At 50.7% G+C, this 17,680-nt stretch carries 20 protein-coding genes; 15 read left to right on the top strand and 5 right to left on the bottom strand.

What is annotated here, in order from left to right; all coding sequences use genetic code 11:
- Positions 1-72 precede the first annotated feature (72 nt).
- The 5 genes from P771_RS0104875 to rpmE all read right to left on the bottom strand — a co-directional run bounded on the left by P771_RS0104875 (position 73) and on the right by rpmE (position 4,205).
- Positions 73-750 (bottom strand): DUF554 domain-containing protein, encoded by a 678-nt coding sequence (locus P771_RS0104875; protein WP_028574257.1) that lies wholly within the window; start codon positions 748-750, stop codon positions 73-75.
- A 173-nt stretch (positions 751-923) separates the two neighbouring features.
- Positions 924-1,847 carry a UDP-3-O-acyl-N-acetylglucosamine deacetylase gene (gene lpxC, locus P771_RS0104870; protein ID WP_028574256.1) on the bottom strand — a complete coding sequence of 308 codons (924 nt, stop codon included), beginning with the start codon at positions 1,845-1,847 and terminating at the stop codon, positions 924-926.
- Between the two features lie 209 nt (positions 1,848-2,056).
- Positions 2,057-2,878 (bottom strand): peptide chain release factor N(5)-glutamine methyltransferase, encoded by an 822-nt coding sequence (gene prmC, locus P771_RS0104865; RefSeq protein ID WP_028574255.1) that lies wholly within the window; start codon positions 2,876-2,878, stop codon positions 2,057-2,059.
- A 28-nt stretch (positions 2,879-2,906) separates the two neighbouring features.
- Complete coding sequence (prfA, locus tag P771_RS0104860; protein WP_028574254.1) at positions 2,907-3,974, bottom strand: peptide chain release factor 1; 1,068 nt, start codon at positions 3,972-3,974, stop codon at positions 2,907-2,909.
- A gap of 3 nt (positions 3,975-3,977) precedes the next feature.
- The gene (gene rpmE, locus P771_RS0104855; RefSeq protein WP_028574253.1) at positions 3,978-4,205 is read right to left on the bottom strand and encodes a 50S ribosomal protein L31; all 228 of its coding nucleotides are present in this window, start codon (positions 4,203-4,205) and stop codon (positions 3,978-3,980) included.
- 262 nt (positions 4,206-4,467) lie between these two features.
- Here rpmE and rpsB point away from each other — a divergent pair, with 262 nt between their 5' ends.
- The 15 genes from rpsB to ahbC all read left to right on the top strand — a co-directional run bounded on the left by rpsB (position 4,468) and on the right by ahbC (position 17,678).
- Positions 4,468-5,256 (top strand): 30S ribosomal protein S2, encoded by a 789-nt coding sequence (rpsB, locus tag P771_RS0104850; RefSeq protein ID WP_028574252.1) that lies wholly within the window; start codon positions 4,468-4,470, stop codon positions 5,254-5,256.
- A 2-nt stretch (positions 5,257-5,258) separates the two neighbouring features.
- Entirely contained in the window at positions 5,259-5,855 is a 597-nt protein-coding gene (tsf, locus tag P771_RS0104845) for a translation elongation factor Ts (RefSeq protein WP_028574251.1), read from the top strand.
- 56 nt (positions 5,856-5,911) lie between these two features.
- Positions 5,912-6,634 carry a UMP kinase gene (gene pyrH / locus P771_RS0104840; protein WP_035243877.1) on the top strand — a complete coding sequence of 241 codons (723 nt, stop codon included), beginning with the start codon at positions 5,912-5,914 and terminating at the stop codon, positions 6,632-6,634.
- Position 6,635: 1 nt separating this feature from the next.
- Positions 6,636-7,190 carry a ribosome recycling factor gene (frr, locus tag P771_RS0104835; RefSeq protein ID WP_028574249.1) on the top strand — a complete coding sequence of 185 codons (555 nt, stop codon included), beginning with the start codon at positions 6,636-6,638 and terminating at the stop codon, positions 7,188-7,190.
- Positions 7,191-7,203: 13 nt separating this feature from the next.
- Positions 7,204-7,893 carry a polyprenyl diphosphate synthase gene (uppS, locus tag P771_RS0104830; protein ID WP_422614944.1) on the top strand — a complete coding sequence of 230 codons (690 nt, stop codon included), beginning with the start codon at positions 7,204-7,206 and terminating at the stop codon, positions 7,891-7,893.
- Positions 7,890-8,693 (top strand): phosphatidate cytidylyltransferase, encoded by an 804-nt coding sequence (locus tag P771_RS0104825; protein WP_028574247.1) that lies wholly within the window; start codon positions 7,890-7,892, stop codon positions 8,691-8,693. The genes uppS and P771_RS0104825 overlap by 4 nt, the downstream gene beginning before the upstream one ends.
- A 9-nt stretch (positions 8,694-8,702) precedes the next feature.
- Positions 8,703-9,905 carry a 1-deoxy-D-xylulose-5-phosphate reductoisomerase gene (locus P771_RS0104820; protein ID WP_028574246.1) on the top strand — a complete coding sequence of 401 codons (1,203 nt, stop codon included), beginning with the start codon at positions 8,703-8,705 and terminating at the stop codon, positions 9,903-9,905.
- A 4-nt stretch (positions 9,906-9,909) separates the two neighbouring features.
- On the top strand, positions 9,910-10,977 hold the full coding sequence (gene rseP / locus P771_RS0104815) for an RIP metalloprotease RseP (protein ID WP_028574245.1): 1,068 nt from the start codon (positions 9,910-9,912) through the stop codon (positions 10,975-10,977).
- The gene (tsaB, locus tag P771_RS0104810) at positions 10,978-11,697 is read left to right on the top strand and encodes a tRNA (adenosine(37)-N6)-threonylcarbamoyltransferase complex dimerization subunit type 1 TsaB (RefSeq protein WP_028574244.1); all 720 of its coding nucleotides are present in this window, start codon (positions 10,978-10,980) and stop codon (positions 11,695-11,697) included.
- An 85-nt stretch (positions 11,698-11,782) separates the two neighbouring features.
- Positions 11,783-12,709: a flagellin N-terminal helical domain-containing protein gene (locus P771_RS0104805; protein ID WP_028574243.1), complete on the top strand. Its 927-nt coding sequence runs from the start codon at positions 11,783-11,785 to the stop codon at positions 12,707-12,709.
- 146 nt (positions 12,710-12,855) lie between these two features.
- Positions 12,856-14,538 carry a flagellar filament capping protein FliD gene (gene fliD, locus P771_RS0104800; protein ID WP_028574242.1) on the top strand — a complete coding sequence of 561 codons (1,683 nt, stop codon included), beginning with the start codon at positions 12,856-12,858 and terminating at the stop codon, positions 14,536-14,538.
- A 97-nt stretch (positions 14,539-14,635) separates the two neighbouring features.
- Positions 14,636-15,016, top strand: a complete 381-nt coding sequence (gene fliS, locus P771_RS16505) for a flagellar export chaperone FliS (protein ID WP_035243876.1) — start codon at positions 14,636-14,638, stop codon at positions 15,014-15,016.
- Positions 15,017-15,204: 188 nt separating this feature from the next.
- A complete protein-coding gene (locus P771_RS0104790) occupies positions 15,205-16,092 on the top strand; it encodes a YIP1 family protein (protein ID WP_028574241.1) in 888 nt (295 codons plus the stop codon).
- A gap of 33 nt (positions 16,093-16,125) precedes the next feature.
- Positions 16,126-16,461, top strand: a complete 336-nt coding sequence (locus P771_RS0104785) for a hypothetical protein (RefSeq protein WP_028574240.1) — start codon at positions 16,126-16,128, stop codon at positions 16,459-16,461.
- A gap of 32 nt (positions 16,462-16,493) precedes the next feature.
- Positions 16,494-17,678, top strand: a complete 1,185-nt coding sequence (ahbC, locus tag P771_RS0104780; RefSeq protein WP_028574239.1) for a 12,18-didecarboxysiroheme deacetylase — start codon at positions 16,494-16,496, stop codon at positions 17,676-17,678.
- Positions 17,679-17,680: the final 2 nt, after the last annotated feature.

Raw genomic sequence — 17,680 nt, 5'->3', positions numbered from 1 at the left:
CATTGGATGTGAGTCGTTTTTTCCTTCCACTGAGAAGGAACTGCTGACGGATAGAGGTAAAAATCCGCCTGACTAAAACAGCACCGTAAACAGCACCACGTACCCGATGGATGGAAGAAGGTTGGTCACGTTAATCTTTTTGAAATCCAGCAGGGTTATTCCGATGCCCATGATCAGGATACCTCCCACTGAAGTGATCTGAGTGATTATTACTGGAGTAAAAAAGGCCTGAGACTGGGAAGCGGCAATGGTGATGGAACCCTGATAAATGATAATGGGCAGGGCCGAGAGCATAACCCCGATCCCGTAAGTTGATGCCAGAGGAATGCTTATGAATCCGTCCAGGATTGACTTGGTCAAGAGGATTGTTCTGTCTCCTCGGATACCCTCATCAATGGCTCCCAGGATCGCCATGGAACCGATGCAGAAAATCAGAGATGCCGTGACAAAGCCATCGGTAAACCCGGCGTCCTTGGACCTGATTCTGGCCTTGAACCAGTTTCCCAGATCAGACATCCTCTTTTCCAGCTGCAGCAGCTCTCCGGTAATGCCGCCCAGAAGCATGGCAAAGACAACAAAGATTATATTGTCGAACTTAAGGGCCATGTCCAGGCCTATGACCAGAACGCTCAGACCGATGCCCTGGTAGACTATGCTTCTGATTCTATCCGGAAAATTGCGCCGGAGCAAAACTCCCACAAGGGTGCCCAGAATTATGGCAAGTGCGTTGATCAGGGTGGCAATGGGCATTTTGGTAGTGGATTCCTCTGCAAAAAATCCAGAGTCCTGGCAGTAAGGCTGTTAAATACATTCGTGTCCAGCCGGATTTATCGAGCATCACAGGACAGAAATCAAGGTGATTTCCACAAAAAAAAGCGCTCCGGCTAGGAGCGCTTTGTTGTTTCCAGAAATAAAAGCAGAATCTAGGCCATGACCGGTTGAGCCTGGGGCACAGCTTCTGGCTGGGGCAATTCCTGCTCCCTGCCCTGCAGATCAAAGTCAACCGGTTCAAGATAATCGTTTTGGTTTTTATCCAGAAAGCGCAAAAATGAATTGTTAAAGGCATGACCGGAACAATGGACCTCAAATGAACCCCACAGGCTGGTCCCAAGTAAAGACATGTCTCCAATGAAATCCAGGACTTTATGCCGGACAAGCTCGTCATTAAAGCGCATGCCTCCGGGATTGACCACACCGTATTCATCCAGAACTACAGCGTTCTCCAGAGATCCGCCCAGGGCAAGCCCCATGCTCTGCAGCTTTTCCACATCCCGCAAAAAACCGAAAGTCCTGGCCTTGGCCACGGACTTGATAAACTGCTGGGGCTCTTGCTCGAACCTGAAAAACTGCTTGCCGATCATGGGATGATCAAAGTCAATGGTGTACTTGATCTTCATCCCCCTGTAAGGAGTCACCCTTATCCAGCGGTTATCTTCCTTGAACATTATTGATTTTTTAAAGGCAAGGATTTTCCTGGCTTTGCGCTGTCTTCTTATTCCCACCGAACGGATCAGGAAGACAAAGGAGGCAGCGCTGCCGTCCATAATGGGCAGCTCGTCTCCTTCAACCTCTACAAGTATATTGTCCACGCCCAGCCCGCTCAGGGCGGCTAAAAGATGCTCTACAGTGGAAATACGCACCCTGCCGTTGCCTATGGTGGTGGCCAGCTCAGTGGAACTGACATTTCCGGGACTGAGATGGATAAGTCGTCTGCCCTGGGGGCCATTATGGGAAAAAACAATTCCCGAGTCCTCATCCGCAGGCCTCAGGATCAGGGACACCCTCTGTCCGCTGTGAAGTCCTATTCCGGAACATCTGATTTCTTTTTTAATGGTCTGTTGCTTCATCAACATCCTCCCGTGCCCAAGACGCAAGCAAGAAACATTCCATAATTATCCACACGCAACATGCTTATATGCTTGATGTTTTTTTTAAAGCAACACGAACCTACTGTGTTTTTTTAACAAAAATTGTTTTTTTGTTACATGGTTGTGACCAGAGTCAGTCTTCCAGGCACAGCCCCAGGCTGTCTAAAAGGACCAAACCAGACCCAGCTTCAGGGTCTGGTTCCTTTGAGTATCCGCTCATGCCCGGCCAGGTCCTTATGGATGCTCACCCTGGTCCAGTCAGAAAAGATATCCTGGACTGCCCGGCTCTGATTGGACCCCATTTCCAGAAAAATCATCCCTCCACTCTTCAGAAGAACTCGAGATACTGTTTCCAGGCGCTGGATATGTTCCAGTCCGCTGCAGCCGGAAACAAGGGCCTGACGGGGTTCGTACCGGGATACTTCCCGGCTGACCCGGAGCAGCTCCGATTCTGACAGGTATGGAGGATTGGAAAAAATAAAATCAAGACAGCCGGGTTTTATTCCCATCCCCATATCAGAAATAAAAAACATGACTCTCTGGCCAACACCGTGCAGCAGAGCATTCTGCCTGGCTACAGCAATGGCTCCCGGGCAGATGTCACAGGCCAGACCAAAGGACATGGGCAATTCCCGGGCAATGGACACAGCCAGGGCTCCACTGCCGGTGCCAAGGTCTGCAAACAGCTCACTTCCTCCCCTGCTGAAGTCCCTGGCCAGGTCTACCAGTAGTTCGGTTTCCGGCCTGGGTATCAGCACCCTGCCATCCACCTTGAAGTCAAGTCCGTAAAATTCTTTATAACCCAGGATATAGGCAACAGGTTCACCGGCCAGTCGCCTGGCCAGGAAAGCTCTGAAGGCAAAAGCCTGGTCCGGAGACAGACAGGTATGGGGACCTGCCAACAGCCTTTCCTGAGAGCATCCAAGAACATGGGCCATTAACAGTCTGGACGAAAGGCGGGGCGAGTCTACGCCGGATTCCTCAAGGGCAGCGGCGCCTTCGTTGATCAATTGAGAGGAAGTATACACCTGAAGCTAATCATGACTGGGCCTGCTTAAGGGCCTGGGTCTGGAAGTGCTGAATCAGGGGATCCACCACCTCATCCAGTTTTCCTTCAAGAATGGAGTCCAGGCTGTACAGGGTGAGATTTATCCTGTGGTCGCTTACCCGGCCCTGAGGATAATTATAGGTCCTGATCCGTTCCGAACGGTCACCAGAACCCACCTGGGCCCTGCGGTTGGCGTCCAGCTCGCTTTTCCGCTCCTCTTCCATCATGCTCAAAAGCCTGGACCGCAGCACCTTCAGAGCCTTGGCCCTGTTTTTATGCTGTGATTTTTCATCTTGACAGGAAACTACGATCCCAGTGGGAATATGGGTTATCCGCACAGCCGAGTCAGTGGTATTGACGCTCTGCCCCCCAGGGCCTGACGATCTGAAAACATCCACCCTGATCTCGTTGGGATCAATTTTGAGATCGACTTCTTCAGCCTCAGGCAGAATAGCCACCGTAACAGCGGAAGTGTGAATCCGGCCCTGGGACTCTGTCTCAGGCACCCGCTGCACCCTGTGCACTCCGGATTCATATTTGAGCCTGCTGTATACATGATTGCCTGAAATGGAGGCAATGACTTCCTTGAACCCCCCTGTCCCGGTTTCATGGACAGTCAGGAGCTCCACCTTCCAGCCGTTGTTTTCAGCATATCTCGAATACATCCGAAAAAGGTCAGCAGCAAACAACGAAGCCTCTTCTCCCCCGGTCCCGGCCCTGATCTCCAGGATGATGCTCTTCTCATCCATCGGATCTTTGGGAAGGAGCAGGATCTTAAGCTTTTCCTCAAGGTCAACCTTGGCCCCGGCCAGCTTTTCCAGCTCGACTTCGGCCAGTTCCCGAATCTCGGGATCGCTGTCTTTAAGCAGTTCGCGGTTTTCATCGAGTTCAGAAACAATGCTCCTGTACTCCCGAAAGGCGTTGACTATGGGGGCCAGATCGGCATGGGACTTGGAAAGGCGTCGATACTTATCCTGATCCCCGTAAACCTCGGGATCGCTCAGGTCGCTCTCGACCTGCAGATACTCCTGTTCAAGAGCGTCCAACTTGGCAAACATGCCTTACTGTGCCTGCCCCTTCTGAGATCCGGCCTGGGCGTATTTTCTCTTGAACCGGTCAATGCGTCCGGCAGTATCGATAAACTTCTGCTGTCCAGTATAAAAGGGGTGACACTGAGAGCAGATCTCCACATGGATCTTGTCGCCGACACTGGACTTGGAATCAAACTCATAGCCGCATGAGCAGGTCACCTTGGTCTCGTGCAGGTTGGGATGCAAATCTTTTTTCATGACATACCTCCGAAAATATTTAAGGACCCGATTTAATATATCAAGGCTGGCCAATTGGCAAGTCAAATCGTCTGACTATTTTCTGAATCCGGAAAATTTGCCTAATTTTACTCTTGCATAACTGCTGATTTTGAAATACAGAACACTGTTCTTAAATCACACGCTCGCATGACCCGTTGGGTGCTTTCCAGGTTCCGGTTCTTTGAACAGGATCTTTTGGGCAGTGTTTTTTGCGGGCGGAGGTCAAACCCAAGGAGGAAACATGGGATACGTAGGAATGAAACAGATGCTGGAAACCGGAGTTCACTTCGGTCACCAGACCCGGCGCTGGAACCCCAAGATGAAGCCATATATTTTTGGCTCAAGAAAGGGCATCCACATTATCGACCTTCAACAGACAGTCAAGCTGTATCAGAAAGCCCACGACTTTATTGTCGATGTGGTGGCCTCAGGCAAAAAAGTACTTTTTGTCGGGACTAAGCGTCAGGCAAGGGAAGTTGTCAGAACCGAGGCTGAAAGGGCAGGGATGTTCCATGTCACCAACCGCTGGCTGGGAGGAACTCTTACCAACTTTCAGACCATCAAGGGCAGTATCGAACGGTTGAAAAGTCTGGAAAAAATGTTTGAAGACGGAAGTGTGTCCAGATTTCTGAAAAAAGAAGTTGTCATGATGCAGCGTGAAGTAAAAAAGCTTAATGCTGACCTTGGCGGAATAAAGGACATGGAAGATCTTCCCGGTGCCGCCTTTATCATTGATCCCAAAAAAGAAGATATCGCAGTAAAGGAATGCCGCAAGCTTGGAATCCCCATCGTAGCAGTAGTGGATACCAATTGCGATCCGGACATGATCGACTTTGTCATACCTGGAAACGATGATGCCATCAGGGCTATTAAGCTGTTTTCCGCAGCCATGGCTGATGCCTGCCTTGAAGGCGAAGCCAGGTCCCAAGAGAGGGACGGCCTTGAACAGGACATGACACAGGAAGCTCCCCAGGCCGATTCCCAGGAGCAAGGCCAGGTAGAACAGCAGGAAGCTCAGGAGGAAAAATAAGAATGATAAATGCACAGATGGTAAAAAACCTGCGCGACAAAACAGGCGCTGGCATGATGGACTGCAAAAAGGCCCTTGAATCCACTGGTGGAGACGAGGAAAAAGCAATGGTCTGGCTCAGGGAAAAGGGGCTGGCCAAGGCCCAGAAGAGGGCCGGCCGATCCACATCAGAGGGCTGGATCGGCTCCTATATCCACTCCAACGGAAAAATCGCCGTTCTGGTGGAACTGAAATGCGAGACCGATTTTGTGGCCAAAAGCGATAAATTCCAGGAACTGGCCAAGGATCTGTCCATGCAGGTTGCAGCCACTTCACCTGTTTGCGTTTCTCCGGACCAGCTCCCTCAGGATCTTCTGGAAAAGGAAAGGCAGATCTATCTCAACCAGGCCAAGGATGAGGGCAAACCCGAAAATATTGCTGAAAAGATCGTTGAAGGAAGAATCAAGAAGTATTACAAGGAAGTCTGTCTCATTGAGCAGCCTTTCATCAAGGACGACTCCAAGACCATTGCCGACCTCATCAATGAGGCTGTTGCTGTTCTCGGAGAAAACATCCAGATCGGGCGGTTCACCCGCCTGGCCCTGGGCCAAGACAACTAGCTTCAAAAAGGGCCGATTAAGGCCCTTTTTTTTGACCCAAACCATCAAGGCTCTTCATGACCAGACAAATAAAATACCAAAGAGTGCTGCTCAAATTGAGCGGAGAAGCCCTGGCAGGGAATCAGGGTTTTGGAATAGATCCGGATACCGTCTCCTCCATCTCCAGGGAAATCGTCAAAACCATTGACCTGGGAGCTGAAATAGCCATGGTCATTGGCGGAGGCAATATCTTCCGGGGAGTCACGGTCTCCTCCAAGGGCATGGACCGGGCCTCGGCCGATTACATGGGCATGCTGGCCACAGTCATGAATGCTCTGGCGGTCCAGGACGTACTGGAAAAAATGGGAGCTGACACCCGGGTCATGACCGCCATATCAATGCACGAGGTTGCCGAGCCATACATCAGACGCAGAGCCATCAGACATCTGGAAAAAAAACGGATTGTCATATGTGCTGCCGGCACTGGAAATCCTTTTTTCACCACTGACACTGCTGCAGCCCTCCGGGCCATGGAACTGAAAACAGATGCCATCCTCAAGGCTACCAAGGTTGATGGAGTCTATGACAAGGATCCGGTCACCAATGAGGATGCCAAAATGTACAACAGCCTGACCTATCTGGATGTGCTCAAAAAACAGTTGAAGGTCATGGACTCGGCTGCTATTTCTCTGTGCATGGACAACAACATGCCCATAAATGTCTTTAATCTATTTCAGAAAAACAGTATCAGCCGGGTCATAAAAGGCGAAGAAATCGGTACAATTGTTCAAGGAGGATGATATGGATTCTGTACTCAAGGATTGTCGGAATAAAATGGAGAAGGCAGTATCAAGCCTGGAAAAAGAATTTTCCAAACTCCGCACAGGCAGGGCATCTACAGGAATCCTTGAAGACATTGCCGTTGACTATTACGGCACCATGACCCCCCTTAACCAGCTGGCATCAATATCTGTGCCCGACAGCAGAACCATCACCATCCAGCCCTGGGACAGAAATGCCTTTGGCTCGGTGGAAAAAGCCATCATGAAGTCTGACCTGGGCCTCAATCCTGTTAATGATGGCAAAATCATCCGCATCAGCATACCGCCACTGACTGAAGAACGACGCAAGGAACTGGCCAAACTGGCCAAAAGATACACTGAGGATGCCAAGGTAGCCATCAGGAACATTCGAAGAGACGCCAACGAATCCCTGAAAAAGATGAAGAACAGCAAAGAGCTGACAGAGGATGAGATGCATAAAGGCCAGGACGAAGTCCAGAAGCTGACCGACTCATTTGTTGAAAAAACAGACCAGGTCCTGGAAACAAAAGAAAAAGAGATCATGGAGATTTAACCTGCTGGAGAGATTGCCCGGCCATCTGGCCATCATCATGGACGGCAACGGGAGGTGGGCCCGTCAAAAAAATCTTCCCCGGAGCGAAGGACATAATCAGGGCACAAAAACCGCCAGGGCCATTGTCGAGGAATCAAGGCGCCTTGGCATTCCTCATCTGACCCTGTACGCCTTTTCCAAGGAAAACTGGGCCAGGCCAAAAGAAGAAGTATCTTTTCTATTCAGCCTGTTATCCAGGTTCCTGCAAAAAGAACTGCAGAGCCTTATCAAACAGGACATCCGGCTGAATATCCTTGGAGAGCCCGGGGACCTGCCCCTGGCCACCAGAAAGGTCCTGGAACACGCCTGCACCAAAACCAAAACCAACAAGAGCATGACCCTTAATCTGGCCCTGAATTATTCGGGCCGATGTGAAATCATCAGGGCATGCAGACTGATTGTTCAAAAAGGACTGGACCCGGACCGGATCACTGAAGAGGGATTCAAGGACTTTTTGTATACTGCCGGCCAGCCTGACCCGGATCTCATCATCCGTACCAGCGGAGAACTCAGAATAAGTAACTACCTCCTATACCAGTGCGCATACTCTGAACTCTATTTCACCAAAACCCTCTGGCCCGACTTTACGCCTCAGGAACTGTGGAGGGCCCTGGAGGACTATGCCCATCGGCAACGCAGACTTGGCAGGGTTGAACCGGCATGAATCTCACCTCTCACCACAAACGAATTCTGACAGCCCTGCTTCTTTTACCGGTGCTGGGTGGAGCCCTTTACGCCGGGGGTATGGTTAAGGCCGCTGTCATTGCTCTGCTGGGACTTCTCGGGCTGTGGGAATTCTACGGTCTTTTCTGGCCAGGCCGGCGCCGGGCTGTTTTAAAGAGTCTGGGCGTTTTCGGAGGTACTTTATTCATCCTTGACTCCGGGCTTGGATGGACCCACAACCCTGTCCTTTTCCTGGTCCTTTTGTTCTGGGCGATCTGGCTTGTTTTTCTTGTTGAATACTCAAGAAATAAAGATCAGGCTGAGTTCAGGGACTATATAATCGTGATCGGTGGACTGTTTTATGTGCCTCTGGTGTTGAGTCTGTTCTTTAATTTATCTGGTGTGGAAATCATCCTGGTTCTGGCAGCCACCTTTGCATCGGACACAGGAGCATACTACACTGGATCCTGGCTGGGAGGCAAAAAAATCTGGCCGGTAATAAGCCCCAAAAAAACATGGTCAGGAAGTTTTGGTGGCCTGATCCTGTGCCTTGCGGTCTGTCTTGTCACCGGAGCTTTGTTTGGACAGGGGTCCTGGAAACACTATCTGGTCCTGGGCCTGGTTCTCAATATGGCTGCCCAGCTGGGGGATTTCTTTCAATCATCCTTAAAGAGATGGAATAAAGTCAAGGATTCTGGACAGATACTCCCGGGACACGGTGGGATACTGGACCGTATTGACAGTCTGCTCTTGCTTTTGCCGGTTTATGTTTTATTCAACACAATATTTAAAATTTTTTAATAAACTGAATTGATATCCTACATATCCTCTCTAGACATATCCCGGGTCGTTCCTGCAGAACGGTCTCTGGTAATCCTGGGCTCCACCGGATCCATAGGAACCAGTGCCCTTGAAGTGGTCCGCAAAAACTTTCAGAAATTCAGGATTTCGGGACTGGCCGGAGCCAGAAACATCTTCCTGCTGGCAAAGCAGGCCAATGAGTTCAGACCGCCGGTCCTGGGGGTCCTGGACTCAGAGCTGGCTCAGAGCCTCAGGCTTCTGCTGGATAAAGGATATAGTCCGGAAATAGTTTACGGTCCTGACGGGTATGCTGGTATGGCCTCCATGGACAGTGCCGGCATGGTCCTCTCAGCCATGGTCGGAGCAGCCGGACTTGTGCCGACCATGGCCGCGATCAGGGCAGGAAAAGCAGTTCTGCTGGCCAACAAGGAGTCCCTGGTTCTGGCCGGGCACCTCATCCGGCAGGAATGCGCTGCTTCCGGTGGCCTCATCCTTCCGGTCGATTCCGAACATAATGCAGTTTTTCAGGCCTTGCAGGGGCATAATTTTTCTGAAGTGGACTCCATCATCATTACTGCCTCAGGAGGCCCCTTCAGAGACAAGGATCCTGGATTCATGCACAAGGTAACTCCTGATCAGGCCCTGGCCCACCCCAACTGGTCCATGGGGGCCAAAATAAGCATTGACTCGGCCACAATGATGAACAAGGGTCTGGAGATTATTGAAGCCCATCATCTGTTCGGGCTGCCTGTAGAAAAAATCAGAGTTCTGGTCCATCCCCAGAGCATTGTTCACTCCCTGGTGGCTTATTCCGATGGTTCCCTCCTGGCCCATATGGGCATGCCTGACATGCAGATCCCCATTGCCCACTGTCTTGGTTATCCAGACCGGTTAAACGTGGATCTTGAGGCTCTTGATCTGTCGACAATTGAAAATCTGAGCTTTTTCAGACCGGACAGCAAGGTATTTCCGTGCCTTGGCTTAGCAGTTTCAGCTCTGGAAAAGGGGCCGAGTCACGCTGTTGTTCTCAATGCAGCCAACGAAATATGCGTTGAAAAATTTCTGGCCGGCCATATCGGCTTTATGGATATACCTGCCTTGAATGAAAAGGCCCTGAATGAACACCGCGGATCAGCCATGACAACCCTTGAAGAGATCCTGAACCTTGACGCCCGGACCAGAAAAACGGTCCAGGACTGGATAGAGGCTTAAGATTATGTTTGAAAGTGCGTTGGCCATAATTCTCGTCCTTGGGGCGCTGATCTTCTTTCATGAACTGGGGCATTTTCTGGTGGCCAGACTGTTTGGGATCGGGGTTTCAGTCTTCTCCCTTGGATTTGGCCCAAAACTTTTCAGCTTTGTTTTTGGCAAGACCGAGTACAGACTTTCTGCAATCCCCCTTGGAGGATATGTCAGTCTGGTGGGAGAGGCTGAAGATGACAACCTTCCGGATAAGTTCACCCCCCAGGAAAGCTTTGCCAAGCGCCCTCCCTGGCAGAGGATCCTGGTAGTTGCAGCTGGGCCGGTTTTCAACTTTGTCCTGGCCTGGTTTATATACTGGGGACTTTTCTGGGCTCATGGCCAGATGGAACTCATAGCTGAAATCGGTCAGGTGGCCGAAGAAAGTCCTGCCTACCAGGCCGGACTGCAGCCCGGAGACAAAGTAGTATCAGTCAACGGCAATGAAGTCGTGTACTGGGATGACATGGTCATGTACATCCAGGAAAGCCGGGGAGAGCCACTTCAGATCGAAATCCAAAGAAATTCGACTGTTCTTGCTTTCAGTCTTGTTCCGGAAATAGTGACCCGCCAGAACATTTTCGGGGAGGATATTCAGACCCCGCAGGTCGGGGTGATTGCATCCGGGGAAACAGTCAGCATCCCCCTGAGCATGTTCAGTGCTGCAGGCCAGGGAGCAGCCCAGACCTGGATGCTCATGAAGCTCACTGTCCAGGGCATCATTAAGCTCATTGAGCGGATAATCCCCCTGGATACCATAGGCGGCCCGATAATGATCGCCCAGCTGGTCAGCGAACAGACCCATGAAGGTCTGGTCAACCTCCTGGCCTTGACAGCCCTGATCAGTATCAACCTGGGCCTTATCAACCTTCTGCCCATACCTGTTCTAGATGGAGGACACATTGTGTTTTACACTGCAGAGATGATTACGGGCAAGCCTCTTAACGAACGGATGAAGCAGATGGCCACCAGGGTCGGTATCTCTCTGCTCCTGGCCTTGATGGCTCTGGCCATATTCAATGACCTCTGGCGGATATTCAGGTAAATGTCGCTCCAGGGACCTGATTCAGAATCTGCTCAGCCCATATACCTGGTCCTGAACTGTGCTGAAGAAACCGTCCAGGTGGTCTTTGGAACAGTGGAGCGGGTTCTGTGGTCGCAACAGGCCCTGACCCCAGGACGGGCCATGAGGCATATCGCCCCCATGATCAAGGCCGGTCTGGACTTCATCAGTCTGCCGGCCGGGAATCTGGCCGGAGTATCCTGCGTTGGTGGTCCGGGAAGCTTTACCGGCATCAGGATGGCTTTTGCCCATGCCCAGGGATTGTCTCTGGCCACCCGAATCCCCATGTCCACCATTTCCTATTTTGAGGCCCTGATCAGGGGGCCGGGAAGGATCATGACCGGCAAAGCCCTGATTCTGATCCATTCCAGGCGCAGACAGGTTTATTTGGCCGGCTACTCCCTGCCCGATCTGACCCTTACTCATCTTCCCCGAAACATGAGCCTTGAGGATCTTGACCAGCTGGCAGATCTTGAAAGCCAAAAAAACATCCACGTCTTTGGAAGTGGACTTCGCAGAAACCCGGACCTTTTTTTTCCGGAATCCTGGAATATCCTGCCTGAATACTGGGACCTCCCAAGACCCGAGATCCTTCTGGAGTTATGCGCCGAGTCTGCCTGGCACCTCCATCCCCTCTGTCCTGAATATCTGCGGCCGTCCGATGCAGAAGAGAATCTGCATAAAATTTCCTCCAGATCCTAAAGTAATCCTCCTCAACGTCGATATATAGATCAAATCAAAAGAGGAACGGCAGGGAAGCCGTTTCCAAACTTCAAGGAGGAATAACATGTCATTAGTAATCAACACTAACATGATGGCCATGAATGCGGCCCGCAACCTGTCCCAGGCATACGGAAACCTTGGTGTCTCAACCAGAAGGCTTTCTTCGGGACTCAGGGTGGGAACAGCAGCTGACGATGCTGCTGGACTGGCCATTCGCGAGCTGATGCGGGCGGATATTGCCGCTCTGAATCAGGGCATCCGCAATGCCAACGATGGCATCTCCCTGGTCCAGACCGCTGACGGCGCTCTCCAGGTCATCGACGAAAAGCTCATCCGGATGAAAGAACTGGCTGAACAGGCAGCCACTGGAACTTACAATTCGGACCAGAGACTGATCATTGACTCCGAGTATCAGGCCATGGCTTCGGAAATCACCCGTATTGCCAATGCCACCAAGTTCAACGGCATCTACCTGCTGAATGGCAATCTCTCCTCCTCCTCAGCCACCGGCAACCCGGCTGAATGGAGGACTGATCATGATGGCAGCGGCCTTGCTTCCACTGGTCCATTGAAGATCCATTTTGGAACCGGCAATGACCTCAAGGAAGACTACTACTACATTGCCATTGGCACCTCCACTGCCTCGGCCCTGGGCGTGGGTAACCAGGCCGCCAGCACTGCGGACGGACACAACATCTCCACCCAGGCCAATGCCCAGAAAGCCCTGGACGCCATTGAACAGGCCATCATTTCCAAGGACAAAATGAGGGCCGACCTTGGTGCTCTGCAGAACAGGCTGGAAAACACCATCACCAACCTGCAGATTCAGGCTGAGAACATCCAGGCTGCTGAATCCCGGATCTCCGATGTGGATGTGGCCACTGAGATGACCGAATTCGTCCGTCAGCAGATCCTGTCACAGTCTGCAGTTGCCATGCTTTCCCAGGCCAACAACCTGCCCAGAATGGCCATGCAGCTCATCGGTGGTTAATCCCTTTTAACCTGACTGGAAACGCCCTGCGTTTACAGGGGCTGGGTCGCACCGGGCGAACCAGCCCCTTTTTTATTCACAGGCATTAATTTTGCTTCAGTTTTGCCAGAAGTTTTTTCAGGAAAATTATTCCCAGGGAGTCAAAAATGCCGGAACTGACTGAAAATCTGATCTCAGGCGGGATTCACTTTACAGGTCTTGGATCAGGAACCGACTTCAATGAAATGATCGACAAGCTGGTTCAGATTGAAAACCGCAGAGTGGCCAGGCTTGAACTTTGGAAAAAAGACTGGGAAAACAAAAACGAAGGACTTCGTGAGCTGAACACGGCCATGGTTTCCCTGCAGACCAGTCTGGCCGGAATGAACTCCATTGACAAATTCTTTGTCAAAAGCACTACTTCTTCCAATGAAGGGGTATTGACCGCTTCTGCCGGGAACAATGCTGAGGAGGGAACCCATAATATTGAGGTGGGACAGCTGGCCCAGAACCATATCATGTTTTCCAGCCAGGGTTTTTCAGGCAAAGACGCCACTGTCAACAGCCCGGGAGAAAACACTTTTTCCTACACCTATGCCGGCAAAGAGATCAGTGTTCACATCCCTGACAACACCACCCTGGATAATTTCGTTAATATCATCAACACTGACCCTAACAATCCAGGGATCAAGGCCAGCCTGGTCAACGACGGAAGCCAGCATTTCCTGCAAATCAGGGGAATGGATCTTGGAGCGGACAAGGCTGTAACCATTAATGACTCAACCACCATAACTGCTTTTTATGACGGCGGGGCAAATTTTATCACCTCCCAGACAGCCCAGAACGCTCAGCTTAAAGTCAATGGCTGGCCTCAGGGGGAAGACAGCTGGATCGAAAGGTCCACCAACTCCATCAGTGATGTGATCCAGGGCATCACCTTTAACCTCTATAATGAAGGTAGCGCCCAGATATCGGTTGCCAATGACCCTGAAGCCGTTAAAGAGCAGATATATTCCTTTATCGATCAGGTTAATGAAGTGCTGTCACTCATGAATAACCTGGGCAAAGTCAGCGAATCAGGAGACGGATCAGTCCTGACCGGCAACTACGGCCTCCAGATGGTCCAGGGCCAGATCAAGAGCATCCTGTCTTCCATTGGGATCGGCTTTGACCGGCAGGCCGGGGGAGATCCCTATCCATCCTTTTCAACTGTGGGCATCACCACCGATGTTGACAGAGGCTCTCCAACCTTTGGCCTCCTGAAAATTGACGAGGCAGAGCTGGACAAGGCCCTGGCCAGCAATCCCCAGGCAGTGGCCGAACTTTTCAGTGCAGACCTGGCCCCCTCGGTCAGCAGCAGCGATTTCCGGATCGGCTCTCTGGTCCGGGGCATCACCCAGCCTGGAAACTACCAAGTTGAATACGAAGTCGGAGCAGACGGAAACATAATTCCCGGAACTGCATTCATTGACGGCAAAAAGGCTAATATCGACGGAAATTATATTACTTCCACAGAAGGTGGCTCCAGAGGTCTTTCCATTCAAGTGGATAACCTCACCCCTGGACAATACTCAGGAAATGTCCGTCTGAAATCCGGCAAGGCCAACGAGCTGCAGGACGCCCTTAAAGTATTGACCGATCCCAGCAACGGCACCCTGAACATAATCGAAAAAAACTATAATGATATCATCAAGAACATTGACAAAAAAATTGAATTTGAACAGACGCGGCTTGAAAGATACGAAAGGAACCTGCGTATGCAGTTCGCCAGACTGGAGGAGCTTCTTGGTTTTTATGACGGCCTGCAGAACTCCATGAACGCTCAGCTTAATATGCTGAGCCAGGATTAGCCGCAATCATTTTTACTTAAGTGAACATCCTTTTGTCCGATAATTATACTGACCCGGACAGGGAAAGCACATTTGAATCAAAAGGGAGACATTCCTGATGTACAGCAGCGCAGCCAAGGCGTATTTCAAGACCAAGGTCAACACCACAAGCCAGGAAGAGATAGTGGTTTTGCTCTTTGAAGCAGCCATAAAATTCCTGGAGCAATCCAAAATAAAAATCCAGGAAAAGGACTTCCAGGAAAAAGGCAACCTCATTTCCAAGGCCCTGGATGTAATCGCTGAACTTGATGCCAGCCTTAATGCGGAAAAAGGCGGAGAACTGGCCCAGAACCTCCATGCCCTTTATCTGTTCTGCCAGTCCAGGCTGCTCATGGCCAACCTTAAAATGGATACTGAAATCATCGACGAAGTCATCACCATGCTCAAAAAAATCGGTTCCGCCTTTGCAGAAATAATTCAATCCAGCAAGTTAAAGTGATTTTCTTCAAAATTCACCACTCAAGGGGTCCCCATGGACCCCTTTTTTTTGGCCCTGATTTATGAACTTGATTCCACTCTTTTATCTGGATAGACTTGTCTGACCAGTGATTAATGCCTAAATAATGGATCAAAATCCGAATCCGGCAGTTGTCTGCCGGATTCACCCAGCACCTCAAGGATAGCCTGATGCGGATTATCTGCCCTAAATGCCAATTTCTGCAGAATGTACCTGACGAAAAAATACCGCCCAAAGCGGAAAAGGCCACTTGCCCCAAGTGCGGAGAAAAGTTCAGATTCAGGACGCTGGAACCACAGGACTTTGTACTGGAAGAGGTTCCATCTCCGCCAGAACAGAAAATTTCATCCCCGCAAACCGAATCTGATCAACCAGGTTCAGCCCAACAGGATGGCCAGGAAAATGACTCTATCTGGTCCAGCCTGGAGGACTTGGGTGAATCCGATCATCCTGAACCAGAGTCTGTCCAGAGTCAGGGGTATGAAGTCCCATGGGAGAACCTTGAACAGACGGGTTTTTTTCCGGGTTTTATTGAGACTGTAAAAAGGGTGATGCTGGCTCCGTCCCATTTCTTCTATAAAATGCCCTTCAAAGGTCTGGTCATGCCCTTGGCCTTCTTCCTGATTATTTCAGTCCTGCAGGCCATGGCGACATTCATCTGGAATATGGCTGGTTTTTTTCCCACAACCGCTCACCACGGAGCCGGGGGCCTGGGTATGGGCATGATGGGCCTTGGTTCATTCTTTATCGTCATAGTTTATCCCCTGTTCATGGGCTTGTGGCTGTTCATCGCTTCAGGCGTGACCCACCTGTTTCTCACTTTTTTCCAGGCCGGAAAATCCGGCTTTGAAGGAACTTTCAGAGCCACGGCCTATGGAAGTGCTCCCATGATCCTGGGACTGCTGCCGTTTTTAGGTCCCCTGATCGGGGCCTTGTGGTCTCTGGGTGTGACCATTATTGGTTATAAGCAGATTCATGAGACGTCCTTTGTCAGGGTTGTCATGGCCATGCTCACCCCTCTGGTGGTGATCATGGTTCTGGCTGTCTTCATGTACTGAAAATACAGTCAAAATTGAAGGTGTGATCAGACAATGTTGGCCAAAGTCAAAACTTTTTTTCAGGCGCTTTTTTCTAAAAGACGCCTGCACAGCCAGATCAAGGCCAGGGAATTCCAGGATCTGGCCAGGGAACTCATGTACCTGGCTGAAATAGCGGCCAGAATTGCCCCTGAACAGGACAGCACTACGGAAAAACTCAGGAAAATCAAACAGGAGATGGAGACCCTTTCCCAGCTTGTTGACAGCAGGGACTTTTTAAAGATTCCGCCGGAAACCAGGCAGGAACTTAAAGAAAGCATCCTGGCTTCCCGCAGGCAGGTTGTTGAAAGCATCCACCATGCTCCTCCACCCACTGATATCCTGCAATAATGCACGGGAAAAAACTTAATCAAGGATAAAAAATGATAGGAATATCAAAACTCTATTGTGCCTCTATTGAACCATCTGATGCTTTGCGCTATGGCCGCGAGGCTGGAAAGCTTCCTTCCCATCTGCTCCAGTTTTCCAAAGACAAAAAACCAGTTGTGGTCTGGAACATGACCAAACGCTGCAATTTGAAATGTGTCCACTGTTACGCCCAGGCCAGTGAGGTGTCCGGACATGACGAAATAGACACTTCCAGGGGCAAGGAAATTATTAATGACTTGGCAGAGTACGGAGCTCCGGTCATGCTTTTCTCCGGGGGTGAACCCCTGGTCCGGAATGATCTGGCAGAGCTGGCCAGCCACGCCGTGAACCAAGGGATGCGGGCGGTCATATCCACCAATGGCACTCTTATCACCAAGGCCAAGGCCAGGGAACTCAAACAGGTCGGTCTTTCCTACGTGGGCATCTCCATTGACGGAGACCAGAAAGTCCATGACCTGTTCAGAGGGGTACCCGGCTCATTTAAAAAGGCAATGCAGGGAGTTGAGAACTGCCAGGCCGAGGGACTCAAAGTGGGGCTGCGTTTTACGGTCAACCGGCGGAACATTGCCGAAGTTCCAAAGATATTCAACATCCTCAGGGACATGGAAATCCCCAGAGTCTGTTTTTACCATCTGGTCTACTCTGGACGTGGCTCCCAGCTCATCAAGGAAGACCTGACTCATCAGGGTACCAGAGAACTGGTGGACCTGATCATTGATCAGACCAGAGACCTCTATGAATCCGGACTGCCCAAAGAAGTCCTGACTGTGGACAATCATGCTGACGGTCCCTATATTTATCTCCGTCTTTTAAAGGAAAACCCTGACAGAGCCAGGGAGGTGTTTGAACTCCTGCAGTTCAACGAAGGTAATAATTCGGGACGGGGTATAGGCTGTATATCCTGGGATGGCAGTGTCCATCCCGATCAATTCTGGCGCAACCACACCTTTGGAAATGTGCTGGAGCGTCCGTTTTCTGAGATCTGGGATGATCCCTCAATAGATCTTCTGGCAAAGCTCAAGGATAAGAAAAGATATGTTGGCGGAAGGTGTGCAGAGTGCAGATTCCTGAAGGTCTGTGCCGGGAACTTCAGGGCCAGGGCTGAAGCTTTTTATGGCGACATATGGGCCCAGGATCCGGCCTGCTACCTTACTGACCAGGAAATAAAAGGAGATTAGCC

This window comes from Desulfonatronovibrio hydrogenovorans DSM 9292 (genome assembly GCF_000686525.1).
Lineage (GTDB): Bacteria > Desulfobacterota > Desulfovibrionia > Desulfovibrionales > Desulfonatronovibrionaceae > Desulfonatronovibrio > Desulfonatronovibrio hydrogenovorans.
This window is presented reverse-complemented; position numbering and strand designations above follow the sequence as displayed.